Origin of the sequence: Undibacterium sp. KW1 (assembly GCF_009937955.1) — a bacterium.
Taxonomy (GTDB): Bacteria; Pseudomonadota; Gammaproteobacteria; order Burkholderiales; family Burkholderiaceae_D; genus Undibacterium.
This window is the reverse complement of the sequence record NZ_AP018439.1, coordinates 5,970,940-5,985,475: the sequence shown is the minus strand read 5'-3', so window position 1 is coordinate 5,985,475 and position 14,536 is coordinate 5,970,940. Positions and strand designations below refer to the sequence as shown.

The following is a 14,536-nucleotide window of genomic DNA, read 5'->3' as shown; positions in this document are numbered from 1 at the left end:
GCCACCTATACTTCATTTACATTTTCAGGAGCCTTTTGATGAAAACCAGACAAATTTGCCTTGCCCTGCTGACCAGTGCCACATTCATCGCCGGTTTTGCCCAAGCCCAGTCCGCACCCAAGGTTGCAGATGGCATACTCGTCAGTGATACTGGCATGACTTTATATAGCTTTGACAAGGATGTCGCCGGTAGCGGCAAAAGCACTTGCAATGGGCCATGTGCAACAAACTGGCCACCAGTTGCCGTGCCTGCCAAGCTGCCATCCGGCAAATATTCTGTTGTCACCCGCGATGACGGCAGCGCCCAACTGGCGTATGACGGCAAGCCTTTGTACCTGTATGCAGCCGATAAAAAAGCCGGTGAGCGTACTGGCGACAATTTTAAAAATGTCTGGCATCTGGTCAAGGAATAAAGCGTGTCGTGCGATAAATTTCAAGCCACTTAATGTCTGACAAATGAGTCAGTCAGATAGCTACAGCCAGTTACTGGCCTGCATCCCCCGCCTGCGCCGCTATGCGCGTGCGCTGGTGGGTGACAGGGCGGGCGCGGATGACCTGGTGCAAGACACCATGGAACGCGGCTGGCTGAAGCTGGGCTCGTTCCTGCCGGATGGCGATATGCGCGCCTGGTTATTCAGCATCATGCACAATCTGCGGCTGGATCAGTTGCGCAAGCCTTCGCTGACTACGGTAGAGCTCGATGATGAAGACGCATCCTTGCCCGCCCTGGCCGCCAGCCAGAGTCATGGCCTGGAATTGCGCGACCTGCAGGCAGCATTGCTGCAATTGCCACTGGAGCAGCGCGAAGTATTATTACTGGTCGTGCTGGAAGAAATGCGTTACGAAGATATTGCCCTTACTTTGAATATCCCGCTGGGAACCGTGATGTCGCGCTTGTCGCGTGGCCGTGAAAAACTGCGTGCCATTATGGAAATGCGCTCCACCAGTACAGTCTTGAAAGTCGTCAAGTGAACAAGGCCAGAACATGAAACACGAGCCCGTCAGCGAAGCAGACTTGCATGCCTATGTCGATGGCCAGTTATCTGACGCCCGCTCGGCAGAGGTAGAAAGCTATCTGCAGGCGAACCCGGCTGAGCAGGAAAAAGTGGCTGCCTGGCGCAAACAGAATGCTGATCTGCATGCCTTGTTTGATCCTATTGTTGATGAACCTGTACCCGCCCGGCTCAGTTCAATACTGAGACCAGCTACTGCCGCGGCCAATCAAGCTGTCTGGGGCTGGCGTCATCTGGCTGCCGGTGTCGCCATTGCCTTTGTCAGTGCCAGCAGTGGCTGGTGGTTGCATGCACGCAGTGACGCCAACACAGTGCTGGCACAGGCTGAGCTGCAAAAAAATGGTGTTCATGGCGCGGCAGGCTTTGCCCATCAGGCTGCGGTGGCGCATCTCGTATATAGTCCTGACGTGCGCCGCCCGGTAGAAGTGGGGGCAGAGCAGGAAGAACAACTGGTTGCCTGGCTGTCCAAACGGATGGGCAGCCCCATGCGTGCACCCAAGCTCGGCAAACTATCTTATGAGCTGGTTGGTGGCCGTCTTTTACCGGGCGGCACTGGCCCAGTGGCGCAATTCATGTACCAGGATGCGACCGGCCAGCGTCTGACCCTGTACGTCAGCAATGACCAGGTGCAAAACAAGGATACCGGTTTCAAATTCCTGCAAGATGGCAAGGTCAATGTGTTTTACTGGGTCGATGGCAAGTTTGGCTATGCCTTGTCGGGCAGTATCAGCAAAGCAGAGCTCGCACGTATTTCCAATGCCGTGTATGAGCAACTCGAAAAACCTTCATGAGCCAGTTTTGCTGGCAAGAGATTTGTCACGCTAAGTAAATTCAGGTGACAGGCTTGCCGAAAATATCTATTCTTTCCTCCTTCTATGCCAAAGCGGTCTTTAATGACGGTGCTTGGTAAAATTTAGCAAGCCAGGCTGCAATGATGCAGCCTGCCAAGGATGGGATATTTGCATGCGTAAATGGACATTGACAGGATTATCGGCAGGCTTGTTTTCAGGCGTATTGTCCGGCTTGTTATGGAGTAGCGCCGTATTTTTGCCTGTGGCAAGTGCCCAGGCAGCATCGGCAATTCCAGGCTATACCTACGAAGTGGTACATGCCTACCCGCATGATCCGAATGCCTTCACCCAGGGCTTGTTTATCAAGGATGGCTTCTTGTATGAAAGTACGGGTTTGCAAGGTCGCTCTACCGTACGCAAGGTCAGGCTGGAAACCGGTGAAGTCCTGCAAAAAATGGATTTGCCCAGACAGATTTTTGGTGAGGGTATCACCTGGTGGGACAAGCGCATTATAGGCATCACTTGGACTACCCAGGCGGGTTATGTGCTTGATCTCGACACTTTCGCCTTCCAGAAAGAATTTACCTACAAAGGCGAGGGCTGGGGCCTGGCCCGCAATGATAAAGAAATCATCATGAGCGACGGCACCTCAGAATTGCGTTTCCTCGACCCGCTCACTTTGCGTGAGACCCACCGTATCAAGGTCACGGCAGATGGCAAGGCAATAGATCAGTTAAATGAACTTGAATGGGTAAAGGGAGAGATTTTCGCTAACATCTGGCAAACCGATAACATCGCCCGTATTGATCCCAAGACCGGCAAGGTCATAGGCTGGATCAATCTGAACGGCTTGCTCTCCATGGGCGACCGCATCATGGGTAACCCTGATGTCCTCAACGGCATCGCCTATGATGCCGCCAAAGACAGGCTGTTTGTGACGGGTAAATTGTGGCCTAAATTGTTTGAAATCCGTTTGATCAAGCGCTAGACCTGATAATGAATAAAATTCTGTATTTCCTGCTGTCCGGTTTTTTGCTGGGCACATTCTCATCGAATAGTCTGGCGTCTGACGCCAGGCTGGAAAACCAGCTCATACTTGCCCTCAAAATCAGAGCTGATGGACAAGACAGGCAGGCCGAATCCAGGCCTGTGATACGGGCTTACCAGCAAGCGGCGATCATCAGTAAAAAGCCGCAGCAGCGTGCCGACTACATTGATTTTTATCTCCTGCAAAAACCAGCCAGCTTCATGGGGCATACATTGATTTTGCTGGAAGAAGAATACATGGATAAGTATGTAGGCTGTTGTGTCAGCCCTGGCCTTGGCCTGGTGCTGCAAGTAGAAGCTGATACTCGTCCGGTGCAGGATTTTGCCGAGAAAAATGCCTGTACCTTCAAACCACATGCCGATGTGTTCGATACCCTGAAGACTTATGGTATCAGGCATAAACTGCCCAAAGCCGATTACGCTACACTCAGTTGCCGTGAGCGGGATGCGCAAAAATAAATGTAGTCAGCCATGCCTGCATAGACTTTGATGGCTTGTATATGCTTGCCTTTTTGTATATAAAGTAAGTCTTGTCGGCCCCGTCGTTTCCATCCTGAAAGGAACGCGTCATGTCTGAGTCTTACCGTACCCCGTCTGATATCCATCCCAGCCTGATTTATGATGATGCGCCTGCCGCCATAGACTGGCTGGTCAAGGCCTTTGGTTTTACCTCCCGTTTCGTGGTGCCTGGTGAGGGCAATCGGGTAGAACATTCAGAATTGAGCCTGGGTACAGGCGTCATCATGGTGGCTTCGCCCAAGGCCGAGACGCATCATGTCAGCCCCAGATCCTTGACCGGCATTTCACAGGCGCTCAGCGTCTATGTGGATGACCCGGATGCCCATCATGCACGGGCCATTGCCGCCGGTGCCAAACTGGTGCGGCCACTGCAAACCGAGGATTATGGTGCCAGGGGTTATATGGTGCTCGATCCTGAAGGGCATCTCTGGTATTTCGGCAATTACCGGCCCGGTGAATACTGGCAGGATGCGCAAGACTGAACTGAACATCATCATCCACTGAACACTGATTGGACACTAAGGGAGTGTATTCATGCACAAAGGTAGCTGCCACTGCGGCAAAATCGCATTTGAAGTAGAGGGTGAAATAGACAGCGGGCTGGCCTGTAATTGTTCGATCTGCCAGCGCAAGGGTTCGCTGCTGTGGTTTGTACCATTCACTAATCTGCACTTGCTGACGCCGGAAGAGGCTGCCAGTACCTACCTCTTCAACAAGCATGTGATACAGCATAAATTTTGTCCTACTTGCGGTATGCATCCTTATGCCGAGGGCGTCGATCCTAAAGGCAACAAGGTGGCAGCCATCAATCTGCGCTGCCTGGAAGATATAGATCTGGCAGCCATACCCGTGCATCACTATGATGGCCGTGCTTTATAAAAAAGGATAAAGATGTTCAAGAAATATTTGGGAGCGGCCAGTGTATTGCTGGCCATTGCCAGCCTGGGATTATTGCCTGCACATGCGGCCGACTCCACTGATGCAAAGAACGCCGCCCTGGTCGCGCAATTGACGAAATTGTCTGACGACTGGGATGCCGCCATCGTCCGCAAGGACAAGGTGGCGATAGAGGCCAATATGGCAGAAGACTTTCGCCAGATAGATGGCGACGGCGATCTTGAAACCAAGACCAGTTTCGTCAATGGCCTGGTATCAGACAAGCTGGAAATTGATCCCTACAAGGTAGAAGATTTTGAAATACGCCTGTACGGTAATGTTGCCCTGCTCAGTGGCCGCACCAAGATGACTGGCCGCTATGAGGGCAAACCTTTCAAATCACATTACCGCTATATCGATATCTATGCACAGCGCGATGGCAAGTGGCAGATCGTCAGTGTGCAGATCAGTAGAATACCGCAGCAATAAAAATATCGCCTCAGACTACGTGTGAGTACGTGTGAGAGCGTGGGTGGGGGGCGATATTTCTTGACGTTTATTTGATGACGAAGCGCAAGATTCCATCATCCCCCGTTTCCCTGCGTAAGACACCGTCATACCAGAGCTTGTGCAAGTGGGCCAGCGCTTCGCCTATCGCGAAAGTCAGTTGATGAGAATCGAGTGGGCGACGGAACATGATGGGGACAATGTCCATCGCTGATTGTGGCGTGGCACAGGCCGTCTTTACCTCTTCCAGTCGCTCGGCATGGTGGTCTTGCAATTGCTGTACGCGGATATGCAAGCCCTTGAAGGGTTTGCCATGCGAAGGCAGGATCAGCACATCTTCTGGCAGCGGCAGGTATTTTTGCAGTGAATCCATGTACTGCTGTACGGGATTGGCTTCTGGCTCTATGGCAAACACCGATACATTGGTAGAGATGCGCGGCAACAGCATATCGCCTGAGATCAGGATATTCAACTCTGCGCAATACAAGGACGCATGTTCAGGTGAATGACCAAATCCAGTGATAACTTGCCAGTTGTGCTGATTGATGACGACATCCAGACCTTCTTGCATGCGGTGGTAGGCGGTTGGTACAGTCGGCACCAGTCTGGTGTAATGGGTTTTTCTCTCCTGTATCTGTTCCTGCATGCCGCTATCAACCAGGCCATGCTTGCGAAAGTGCGGGAACATGGCCGTGCCATCCGCACCCGGCAGGCTGGCCGACATCATGCGTGCAAAGGCATATTCACCCGCCGTCATCCATAAAGACACATTCCAGCGGCTGCACAGCCAGTCGGCCAGGCCTATGTGGTCGGGGTGACAGTGGGTAGCGATGACGCGGATGATGGGCAAGCCGCGCAAGTGGTTGTTCAGGTCGCCGAACAAGATCTCCCAGGCATCACGGGTGGCGTCGCTGGCGATGCCGCAATCGACTACCGTCCAGCCACGGACCTTGCCCTGGCTGGTTTCTAGCTCATCTTCGAGCAGCCACAGATTGATATGATTCAGCGCAAAGGGCAGGCCCATGCGTATCCACAGCACGCCCGGGGCGATTTCCATGGTCTTGCCGGTGTCGGGCAAGATTTCGCCAAAAGGGTAGTGGAGTTGTTGTTCCAGTAAGTTCATGGTCGTCTCTATTGTTATTGTGGTAGCTATGTTTTCTCATTATGGATGACTCCAGAAGCACTGGAATAGCCTACAATGCGATTTAAAACTATTTGACGTTAACGTCAACTGCATCAAGTGCAGATTGTAATCAGAAAACTGTTTCTGTGTTTTTTCACCAGATTGACCATGGCCACTTATACCATTACCGAACTTGCCCGCGAATTTGATATTACCCCGAGGGCGATACGATTCTATGAAGACCAGGGTTTGCTTAGCCCCAGCCGCGAAGGGCCGGGCGGCCGCAACCGTGTCTACACAACGCGGGAACGTACTCATCTGAAGCTGACCCTGCGTGGCAAACGTCTGGGTCTGAGTCTGTCGGACATCAAAAGCCTGGTCGATATGTACCGTTCGCCCAAGGATACCGAAGTACAGTTACAGAGTTTCCTCGTGGTGCTGGCCAGGCACAGGGCGGCGCTGGAACAACAGCGCGAAGATATAGAAATCATGCTGGCAGAAATAAGTGCGCATGAAGAAAAAAGCCGCAGCTTGCTGGGTCAACTTGATCATGCAGAAAAATAAATCCTGCTTAATAAAATTAATAAGATTAACAAGAATGTCATGGGTTGTATGAGCAATTTGATAATGCTTATGCCTGGCTTGCAGTGGAAAAGCATCAAATGATTGAATTGACGTTTACGTAAACGTCAATTAGACGTATTATTTTTGCCTGAGATGGTTTTTCCTTGGTTATTGGGGGTTTTATGAGCAATCAGGCAAGGCAGCAAAGCACAGCGACACTGGATCACAAACTAGCCCTGAGCTTGCTGGAAAGCTTTAATGCCCAAGGTGCTTTGATGGCCTGGAATGCCCGTCTGACCAGCATCACCCCCGGTGCATGTGAAATCAGCCTGCCTTTCAGTGATGTAGTCAGCCAGCAGCATGGCTATTTCCATGGCGGTGTGATTGGTACGATAGCTGATGCAGCAGGTGGCTATGCCGCGAATACCCAATTGATGCCGGTGAGTGAGTGCTTAACTGCAGAATACAAGATCAATATCGTTGCACCCGGCAAGGGTGATACCTTGATCGCCCGTGGCAAAGTGTTGAAGGCAGGTAAAACCCTGGTGGTATCCAGTGCAGAAGTGTTTGTCCTGCACCAAGGCCAGGAAAAACTCTGTGCCATCATGCAACAGACTTTGTTTGTGATACCCAAGGCAGAATCAAAGATATAGGCTATAGGCTTAACAAGGCTGGCATGCTTGACCATAAGTTAGCATAAGCCAGTGAATTTTAATTTCATAAAAGTGTGAGGACGACATGCTGCATTTACCAGGTTTGACTTTTGATCACGGCGAAGACATCGCCGCTTTGCGCGAAGCCGTGCAGCAATTTGCCCAGGCAGAAATCGCCCCGCGTGCCGCCGAGATAGACCGTAGCGACCAGTTCCCCATGGATTTGTGGCGCAAGATGGGTGACCTGGGCATTCTGGGTGTGACCGTCAGCGAAGAATACGGTGGCGCCAACATGGGCTATCTCGCCCACATCATTGCCATGGAAGAAATTTCCCGCGCTTCTGCCTCAGTCGGCCTGTCGTATGGTGCCCACTCCAACCTGTGCGTGAACCAGATCAAGCGCAATGGTACAGAAGAACAAAAAGCCAAGTACCTGCCTAAGCTGATCAGCGGCGAACACATAGGCGCACTCGCCATGTCCGAGCCAAATGCCGGTTCTGACGTGGTCAGCATGAAGCTGCGCGCCGACTGGAAAGGCGACCGCTGGGTGCTGAACGGCACCAAGATGTGGATTACCAATGGCCCTGATGCGGATACGCTGGTCGTGTATGCCAAGAACGACCTGGAAGCTGGGCCACGCGGCATGACGGCCTTCCTCATAGAAAAAGGCTTTAAAGGCTTCAGCATTGCGCAAAAGCTCGACAAACTCGGCATGCGCGGCTCCCATACTGGCGAGCTGGTATTCGAGGATTGCGAAGTTCCGGCAGAAAACGTGCTCGGCGGCCTGGGCAAGGGCGTCAACGTATTGATGTCCGGTCTGGACTTTGAACGTACTGTCTTGTCCGGCGGCCCTCTGGGCATCATGCAAGCTTGTATGGATGCGGTAGTTCCTTATGTGCATGACCGCAAGCAGTTCGGCCAGCCTATCGGTGAATTCCAGTTGATGCAAGGCAAGCTGGCAGATATGTATTCCACCATGATGGCATGCAAGGCCTATGTCTACGCTGTTGGCCAGGCCTGCGACCGCGCCACTACGCCAGAAGCAGTGCGTGCCCTGCGCAAGGATGCTGCAGGTGCGATTTTGTACTCGGCAGAAAAAGCCACATGGATGGCTGGCGAAGCGATACAGACACTGGGTGGCAATGGCTATATCAATGAATACCCGGTCGGTCGCCTGTGGCGCGATGCCAAGCTGTATGAGATAGGCGCTGGTACCAGCGAGATACGCCGCATGTTGATAGGCCGTGAGTTGTTTGCAGAAACCAAGTAACAGGGATTGTTGTAAACTGAGTCTATTTGACCATGACACATTTGCATATCACTACACCGTTGCTGGAACACCGTTCTCTTTCAGCCAGCCTGGACAAACAAGTCTGGCTGAAAATGGAAAACAACCAGCCTTCCGGTTCTTTCAAGTTGCGTGGCATAGGCCTGATGTGCCAGCGTGCGGCAGAGCAGGGTGCTAAACACTTTGTCTGCCCCTCTGGCGGTAATGCCGGTTTTGCTGCCGCTGTTGCTGGCGTGGCCCTGGGTTTGCAAACCACCATCGTCGTGCCGCAAACCACGCATGACAGTGTGCGAGCGGCAATACGGGCAATAGGTGCGACAGTCATTGTCGCGGGCAGCGTCTGGGATGAAGCCAATCAGGAAGCTTTGCGCCTGTGCGAGCAGCCGGGTGCCGTGTATATCCCGCCGTTTGACCATGCTGATATCTGGGATGGCAACGCCACAACGATAGATGAAGTGGCGGGCAAGCTCGACTTTGATGTCGTCATCTGTTCCGTCGGTGGTGGTGGCTTGCTGAGTGGCATCGCCCTCGGCCTGGAGCGCAATGGCCTCGGCCATATCCCCATCATCGCGTCAGAGACTGAAGGCGCTGCTTCCCTGCACGCAGCAGTGCAGGCTGGTGAACTGGTGACCTTGCCAGCGATTACCTCGATTGCCAGCACCCTCGGCGCGAGACGTGTTGCACAACAGGCATTTGACTGGACACGCAAGCGTACTATTCATACCGTCACCGTCAGCGATGCCCAGGCTGTGCAGGCTTGCCTGGCTTTTGCCGACGATATGCGCACTCTGGTGGAACCGGCCTGCGGCGCAGCTTTGGCAGTTGCTTATCAGAACTTGCCAGTATTGGCTGAGTATAAAAAACCACTGATCGTAGTTTGTGGTGGCATCGCCGTGGATTTAGGTAAACTACAGGCTTGGAAAAACCAGTTCCAATCCGAAGTTAAAACTGAGTGAGCGCCAACCATGCCCCACACCCATTTCCCCAAATTGCTGTCTTCACAAATCGCCTTCGATATCGCCAGGACGATACTCGATGGCTTTGACAGGCATTACCACTTGTTCAGGGCCAGTAGTCAAAGAGCAAAGCAGCAATTTGAAACGGGTGACTGGCGCGCCGCACAAATCGCCGCACGCGAACGCATAGGATATTACGACACCCGAGTGCGCGAATGCGTGCAGGCACTGGAAGATGAATACGCAGAAGAAGACCTCAGCGACGAAGTCTGGCGCGAAGTCAAACTGCATTACATGGGCATGCTGATCGATCATCTGCGCCCTGAGCTGGCTGAGACGTTTTTCAATACCGTTTGCACCAAGCTTTTGCACAGAAATTACTATCACAATGATTTTATTTTCGTGCGCCCGGCAACCTCGACCGAGTATCTGGAAAGTGAAGATACGCCACCGAGTTATCGTGTGTATTACCCGGCGACCGATGGCCTGAGTTTTACCATCAAGCGCATCGTCACGAATTTTCAGCTGAATGCCAAGTTTGAAGACCTGGACCGTGATGTGGCCTTGGTAGAAGCACGCCTGCGTGAAAATTTTGGCCCCGCCAAGCTGGAGCCTAATCACCAGATACAGGTACTGGCCAGTCTGTTCTATCGCAACAAGTCTGCCTACATCATAGGCAAGGGCATCAATGGCAATAAGGAATATCCCTTTGTCATTCCTGTCATGCACAAGCGCAAGGGTGAGTTAGTACTCGATACCGTGATTTTTGACACCATGCTCATCACGGTGCTGTTCTCATTTACACGCGCCTATTTCATGGTCGATATGGAAGTACCATCGGCCTATGTGCAATTCATACGCAGCATCCTGCCCAAGAAGCCGCGCAGTGAAATCTACACCATGATAGGTCTGCAAAAACATGGCAAGAATTTGTTTTATCGCGATTTTTTGCACCATCTAAAATATTCATCCGACCGCATAGAAGCCGCACCCGGCATACGTGGTCTGGTGATGCTGGTATTTGCACTGCCGTCTTTCCCGTATGTGTTCAAACTCATCAAAGACAGTTTCCCGCCACCCAAGGAAACTACCAAGGCCCTGATCAAGGAAAAATACCTGCTGGTAAAAAACCATGACCGCGTAGGCCGTATGGCAGATACGTTGGAATACTCGGATGTGGCATTCCCGCGCTCACGTTTTTCAGAAGAATTGCTGGCCGAGATCAAACAATATGCGCCTTCATTATTGGAAGTGAATGATGATGAAGTCGTCATCAAGCATCTGTACATAGAACGCCGCATGACGCCGCTGAACATCTGGCTGACTGAAGCCGAGCGCGGTGGTGATATGGCTGCGATGGAGCATGGTCTGAAAGAATATGGCAGCGCCATCAAGGACCTGGTGGCAGCGAACATCTTCCCCGGTGACATGCTGTACAAAAACTTTGGTGTCACCCGCCATGGCCGTGTCGTCTTTTATGACTATGATGAAATCGAATACATCACCGACTGTAATTTCCGCAAGATACCTTTGCCGCGCAATGAAGAAGACGAGATGTCCGCCGAGCCCTGGTATCCGATTGCCAAAAATGATGTCTTCCCCGAGCAGTTTGGCACTTTCTTGCTGGGGAATAAAAACGTCAAAGAATATTTTATGAAGCATCATGCTGACTTGCTGACCGCCGAATACTGGCAAGCCCGCAAGAAGCGCATAGTCGATGGCAAGGTGGATGATGTGTTTCCGTATCCGCAGGAAATCCGCTTTTGTAATCAAACCAGTACAACAACTTAAGGCTGTGCATGTCTGTTGACATGCCTCCCGTCATTAGCCAGGCAGCTTTGTTGCCTATATTAATTGGAGAGTAAGATGAATGATCCTATCGTAATCGTTGGTGCCGCCCGTACCCCCATGGGTGCCTTCCAGGGCGATTTTTCTTCCCTGACAGCCAGCCAGCTCGGTGCAGTTGCCATCAAGGCCGCCGTTGAACGCGCCGGTGTCAAGCCAGAGCTGGTAGAAGAAGTCTTGTTCGGTAACTGCCTGATGGCAGGGCAGGGCCAGGCCCCTGCACGCCAGGCTTTGCTGGCTGCGGGTTTGCCGGTTTCCACTGGTGCAGTGACCTTGTCCAAGATGTGCGGCTCAGCCATGAAGGCCACCATGATGGCTTTTGATTCCATCAATGCAGGCAGCAATGAAGTCATCGTTTCCGGTGGTATGGAATCCATGACCAATGCCCCTTACCTGATCCCCAAGGCACGTGGCGGCTACCGCATCGGCCACGGCATGATGTATGACCACATGATGCTCGATGGTCTCGAAGATGCCTATGACAAGGGCCGTTCCATGGGTACTTTTGCTGAAGACTGTTCAGCCAAATACAATTTCAGCCGTGAAGAGCAGGATGCCTTTGCAATTGCCTCCGTCAAGCGCGCGCAAGCTGCAACTGCCGATGGTTCCTTCGCATGGGAAATCGCTCCAGTGACCGTATCTGGCCGCAGTGGTGATGTCGTCATCGACAAGGATGAGGGCCCATTGAAAGCCAAGCTCGATAAAATCCCTGCGCTGAAACCAGCCTTCAAAAAAGACGGCACGATCACTGCCGCTTCTTCTTCTTCCATCAATGACGGTGCCGCTGCGTTGGTGCTGATGCGTGAATCCAAGGCCAAAGAACTGGGCCTGACACCGATCGCAAAAATCCTCGGCCACGCCAGCAATGCGCAGGAACCAGGCTGGTTCACCACAGCACCGGTGGGTGCCATCCAGAAGCTATATAAAAAACTGGGTTGGACAACAGATGATGTTGACCTGTTTGAAATCAATGAAGCTTTTGCGACTGTGCCCATGGCAGCGATGAAAGAACTCGGTATTCCGCATGACAAGGTCAATGTACATGGCGGTGCCTGTGCGCTGGGTCATCCTATCGGTGCTTCTGGTGCACGTATCATCATCACACTGATGGGTGCCTTGAAGAAGCAGGGTAAGAAACGTGGTGTGGCTTCGCTTTGTATTGGTGGTGGCGAGGGTACGGCTCTGGCGATTGAAATGATCTAAGCGAAATTAATTTCGCTCGAATTCCCTCCCCTTCAAGGGGAGGGTTAGGGTGGGGATGGGGTTCGGTTAAATGACCGCAAACTAATTGCGTTAGAAACCCATCCCCATCCCAACCTGTCCACTGCGCTGCTTTCAAGCAGCTTAGATTACGTCTGCGCAAAGTATACTTTGCGAATTCCCGCCTCCATCCCCTTGAAGGGGAAGGAGCTAAACTAACCGGAAATTTCTATGCCAGTCGCTTTAATCATCGGTGCATCACGCGGTATAGGCCACGAACTGGCCATGCAATACAAGGCTGCAGGCTGGCGTGTGATTGTCACCGCGCGCAAGCAGGAAGACCTGGCAGCCTTGCAATCTGCAGGCTGTGAAGCCTTGCCGCTGGATGTTACCAATCTGAATGACTGTGCTGGTCTGGGTTGGCGTCTTGATGATGAGAAGATTGATGTGGCTATCCTCAATGCTGGCGTGTTCGGTCCGAGAACTGAAGGTTTGACAGCGCCGGACCAGCAACAGTTTGATACCGTCATGCATACCAATGTCTTGTCAGCCATGCGGATACTGCCTATCGTGCTCCCGCTGGTAGAAAACGCGCATGGCAGGCTGGCTGTGATTTCATCCAGCATGGCGTCAATAGGCGAACGCAGTAATCCAGCCGGTTGGTTATACCGCGCCAGCAAGACCGCATTGAATTCAGTATTAAAAGACGTGTCGCTAAGTACCAATAAAGCCATCTGCGTCGCCATGGACCCCGGCTGGGTAAAAACTGACATGGGTGGTGAGTCAGCAGAAATCACCAGCGATGCCAGCGTGGCGGGCATACGCCAGACCCTGGCTGCCCTGAAGCCTGCCGACAATGGCAAATATCTGGAATATACGGGCGCAGAACACGACTGGTAAGCCTACACAAGTATCGTACTCATAAAATAGAAAACAGAATCATCATGCTACTCACACCAGAACACGAAATGATACGCGACGCCGTGCGCGCCTTTGCCCAGGACCGTCTTGTGCCCAATGCCGCACGCTGGGACAAGGAACATCACTTCCCGGCAGAAGAATTGAAAGAGCTGGCGCAAATGGGTGCCTATGGTGTCGCTGTGCCAGAAGAGTTTGGCGGTGCAGGCATGGATTATCTGTCGCTGGCCCTGGTGCTGGAAGAAATCGCTGCCGGTGATGGCGGTACTTCTACCGTGGTATCCGTCAACAATTGCCCTGTCTGCAGCATCGCCATGATGTATGCCAATGACGCGCAAAAAAAACAATGGCTGACACCTTTGGCACAAGGCGAAATGCTCGGTGCTTTTTGCCTGACCGAACCACATGCTGGTAGCGATGCCTCTGAACTGCGCACGACCGCAAAACGTGATGGCGATCATTACGTCATCAACGGCGTCAAGCAATTCATCACCAGCGGCAAATATGCTGATGTGGCCATCGTCATGGCTGTCACCGATAAAGAAGCAGGCAAGAAGGGCATCAGCGCTTTCTGGGTACCCACCAGCACGCCAGGCTATATCGTCGCCAGCCTGGAACAAAAGATGGGCCAGCATTCATCCGACACTGCACAAATCCTGTTCGAGAACTGCCGGATTCCGGCAGAAAATCTCATAGGCGAAGAAGGCATGGGCTACAAGATCGCCCTGTCTGGACTTGAAGGTGGCCGCATAGGCATAGCCTCGCAATCAGTAGGCATGGCAAGAGCTGCATTTGAAGCCGCCCTCGCTTATGCCAAGGACAGGACCAGTTTTGGCAAGCCCATTTTTGAACACCAGTCCGTACAATTCAAACTGGCCGACATGGCGACCCAGATAGAAGCTGCACGCCAACTGATCTGGCACGCCGCCAGCATGAAAGACGCAGGCAAGCCCTGCTTGAAAGAAGCAGCAATGGCAAAACTGTTTGCCTCAGAGATGGCAGAAAAAGTCTGCTCGGATGCGATACAGATACACGGCGGTTACGGCTACGTCAGTGACTTCCCGGTAGAACGCATTTATCGCGATGTACGGGTTTGCCAGATATATGAAGGTACTTCCGATATACAAAAGATTTTGATTGGGCGTGCACTGGCGGGTTGACCCAAGAGACGCAGAGAAAGCAGGGTTTCTCTGTGTCTCTGTGCCTCTGTGATGAGAGGTCTTGAATTTAAACGGA

Annotated in this window: 17 protein-coding genes; 16 read left to right on the top strand and 1 reads right to left on the bottom strand. The window is 52.4% G+C overall.

Annotated elements, in window-relative coordinates; translation table 11 throughout:
• Positions 1-38 precede the first annotated feature (38 nt).
• The 8 genes from UNDKW_RS27070 to UNDKW_RS27035 all read left to right on the top strand — a co-directional run bounded on the left by UNDKW_RS27070 (position 39) and on the right by UNDKW_RS27035 (position 4,735).
• Complete coding sequence (locus tag UNDKW_RS27070) at positions 39-413, top strand: hypothetical protein (protein ID WP_162061301.1); 375 nt, start codon at positions 39-41, stop codon at positions 411-413.
• Positions 414-456: 43 nt separating this feature from the next.
• A complete protein-coding gene (locus UNDKW_RS27065; RefSeq protein WP_162061300.1) occupies positions 457-972 on the top strand; it encodes a sigma-70 family RNA polymerase sigma factor in 516 nt (171 codons plus the stop codon).
• Between the two features lie 13 nt (positions 973-985).
• Positions 986-1,804: an anti-sigma factor gene (locus UNDKW_RS27060; protein ID WP_162061299.1), complete on the top strand. Its 819-nt coding sequence runs from the start codon at positions 986-988 to the stop codon at positions 1,802-1,804.
• 172 nt (positions 1,805-1,976) lie between these two features.
• Positions 1,977-2,792 (top strand): glutaminyl-peptide cyclotransferase, encoded by an 816-nt coding sequence (locus tag UNDKW_RS27055; protein WP_162061298.1) that lies wholly within the window; start codon positions 1,977-1,979, stop codon positions 2,790-2,792.
• A gap of 8 nt (positions 2,793-2,800) precedes the next feature.
• Positions 2,801-3,310: a hypothetical protein gene (locus UNDKW_RS27050; protein ID WP_162061297.1), complete on the top strand. Its 510-nt coding sequence runs from the start codon at positions 2,801-2,803 to the stop codon at positions 3,308-3,310.
• Between the two features lie 110 nt (positions 3,311-3,420).
• Positions 3,421-3,852, top strand: coding sequence for a VOC family protein (locus UNDKW_RS27045; protein ID WP_162061296.1), 432 nt, complete (start codon positions 3,421-3,423; stop codon positions 3,850-3,852).
• Between the two features lie 52 nt (positions 3,853-3,904).
• A complete protein-coding gene (locus tag UNDKW_RS27040; protein WP_162061295.1) occupies positions 3,905-4,249 on the top strand; it encodes a GFA family protein in 345 nt (114 codons plus the stop codon).
• Between the two features lie 12 nt (positions 4,250-4,261).
• Positions 4,262-4,735, top strand: coding sequence for a nuclear transport factor 2 family protein (locus UNDKW_RS27035; RefSeq protein ID WP_162061294.1), 474 nt, complete (start codon positions 4,262-4,264; stop codon positions 4,733-4,735).
• Between the two features lie 67 nt (positions 4,736-4,802).
• Here the strand turns inward: UNDKW_RS27035 and UNDKW_RS27030 are convergent, their stop codons facing one another.
• Positions 4,803-5,876, bottom strand: coding sequence for an MBL fold metallo-hydrolase (locus UNDKW_RS27030; RefSeq protein ID WP_162061293.1), 1,074 nt, complete (start codon positions 5,874-5,876; stop codon positions 4,803-4,805).
• Between the two features lie 168 nt (positions 5,877-6,044).
• Here UNDKW_RS27030 and UNDKW_RS27025 point away from each other — a divergent pair, with 168 nt between their 5' ends.
• The 8 genes from UNDKW_RS27025 to UNDKW_RS26990 all read left to right on the top strand — a co-directional run bounded on the left by UNDKW_RS27025 (position 6,045) and on the right by UNDKW_RS26990 (position 14,460).
• Complete coding sequence (locus UNDKW_RS27025) at positions 6,045-6,440, top strand: MerR family DNA-binding transcriptional regulator (protein WP_162043912.1); 396 nt, start codon at positions 6,045-6,047, stop codon at positions 6,438-6,440.
• 182 nt (positions 6,441-6,622) lie between these two features.
• Positions 6,623-7,093 (top strand): PaaI family thioesterase, encoded by a 471-nt coding sequence (locus UNDKW_RS27020; protein ID WP_162061292.1) that lies wholly within the window; start codon positions 6,623-6,625, stop codon positions 7,091-7,093.
• Between the two features lie 85 nt (positions 7,094-7,178).
• A complete protein-coding gene (locus tag UNDKW_RS27015) occupies positions 7,179-8,363 on the top strand; it encodes an isovaleryl-CoA dehydrogenase (protein WP_110257510.1) in 1,185 nt (394 codons plus the stop codon).
• 32 nt (positions 8,364-8,395) lie between these two features.
• A complete protein-coding gene (locus UNDKW_RS27010; protein ID WP_162061291.1) occupies positions 8,396-9,337 on the top strand; it encodes a pyridoxal-phosphate dependent enzyme in 942 nt (313 codons plus the stop codon).
• A gap of 9 nt (positions 9,338-9,346) precedes the next feature.
• A complete protein-coding gene (gene aceK / locus UNDKW_RS27005) occupies positions 9,347-11,128 on the top strand; it encodes a bifunctional isocitrate dehydrogenase kinase/phosphatase (protein ID WP_162061290.1) in 1,782 nt (593 codons plus the stop codon).
• A 75-nt stretch (positions 11,129-11,203) separates the two neighbouring features.
• Positions 11,204-12,385: an acetyl-CoA C-acetyltransferase gene (locus UNDKW_RS27000; protein WP_162061289.1), complete on the top strand. Its 1,182-nt coding sequence runs from the start codon at positions 11,204-11,206 to the stop codon at positions 12,383-12,385.
• A gap of 228 nt (positions 12,386-12,613) precedes the next feature.
• Positions 12,614-13,282 (top strand): SDR family oxidoreductase, encoded by a 669-nt coding sequence (locus UNDKW_RS26995; protein ID WP_162061288.1) that lies wholly within the window; start codon positions 12,614-12,616, stop codon positions 13,280-13,282.
• Between the two features lie 44 nt (positions 13,283-13,326).
• Positions 13,327-14,460 carry an acyl-CoA dehydrogenase family protein gene (locus UNDKW_RS26990; protein ID WP_110257515.1) on the top strand — a complete coding sequence of 378 codons (1,134 nt, stop codon included), beginning with the start codon at positions 13,327-13,329 and terminating at the stop codon, positions 14,458-14,460.
• The last annotated feature ends 76 nt before the right edge of the window (positions 14,461-14,536 follow it).

Coding starts and splice junctions, on each gene's coding strand:
- UNDKW_RS27035 (WP_162061294.1), top strand. CDS start 4,262: ATGTTCAAGAAATATTTGGGAGCGGCCAGTGTATTGCTGGCCATTGCC.
- UNDKW_RS27010 (WP_162061291.1), top strand. CDS start 8,396: ATGACACATTTGCATATCACTACACCGTTGCTGGAACACCGTTCTCTT.
- UNDKW_RS26990 (WP_110257515.1), top strand. CDS start 13,327: ATGCTACTCACACCAGAACACGAAATGATACGCGACGCCGTGCGCGCC.
- UNDKW_RS27000 (WP_162061289.1), top strand. CDS start 11,204: ATGAATGATCCTATCGTAATCGTTGGTGCCGCCCGTACCCCCATGGGT.
- UNDKW_RS27065 (WP_162061300.1), top strand. CDS start 457: ATGAGTCAGTCAGATAGCTACAGCCAGTTACTGGCCTGCATCCCCCGC.
- UNDKW_RS27060 (WP_162061299.1), top strand. CDS start 986: ATGAAACACGAGCCCGTCAGCGAAGCAGACTTGCATGCCTATGTCGAT.
- UNDKW_RS27025 (WP_162043912.1), top strand. CDS start 6,045: ATGGCCACTTATACCATTACCGAACTTGCCCGCGAATTTGATATTACC.
- aceK (WP_162061290.1), top strand. CDS start 9,347: ATGCCCCACACCCATTTCCCCAAATTGCTGTCTTCACAAATCGCCTTC.
- UNDKW_RS27045 (WP_162061296.1), top strand. CDS start 3,421: ATGTCTGAGTCTTACCGTACCCCGTCTGATATCCATCCCAGCCTGATT.
- UNDKW_RS27040 (WP_162061295.1), top strand. CDS start 3,905: ATGCACAAAGGTAGCTGCCACTGCGGCAAAATCGCATTTGAAGTAGAG.
- UNDKW_RS27030 (WP_162061293.1), bottom strand. CDS start 5,876: ATGAACTTACTGGAACAACAACTCCACTACCCTTTTGGCGAAATCTTG.
- UNDKW_RS27020 (WP_162061292.1), top strand. CDS start 6,623: ATGAGCAATCAGGCAAGGCAGCAAAGCACAGCGACACTGGATCACAAA.
- UNDKW_RS27015 (WP_110257510.1), top strand. CDS start 7,179: ATGCTGCATTTACCAGGTTTGACTTTTGATCACGGCGAAGACATCGCC.
- UNDKW_RS27055 (WP_162061298.1), top strand. CDS start 1,977: ATGCGTAAATGGACATTGACAGGATTATCGGCAGGCTTGTTTTCAGGC.
- UNDKW_RS27070 (WP_162061301.1), top strand. CDS start 39: ATGAAAACCAGACAAATTTGCCTTGCCCTGCTGACCAGTGCCACATTC.
- UNDKW_RS26995 (WP_162061288.1), top strand. CDS start 12,614: ATGCCAGTCGCTTTAATCATCGGTGCATCACGCGGTATAGGCCACGAA.
- UNDKW_RS27050 (WP_162061297.1), top strand. CDS start 2,801: ATGAATAAAATTCTGTATTTCCTGCTGTCCGGTTTTTTGCTGGGCACA.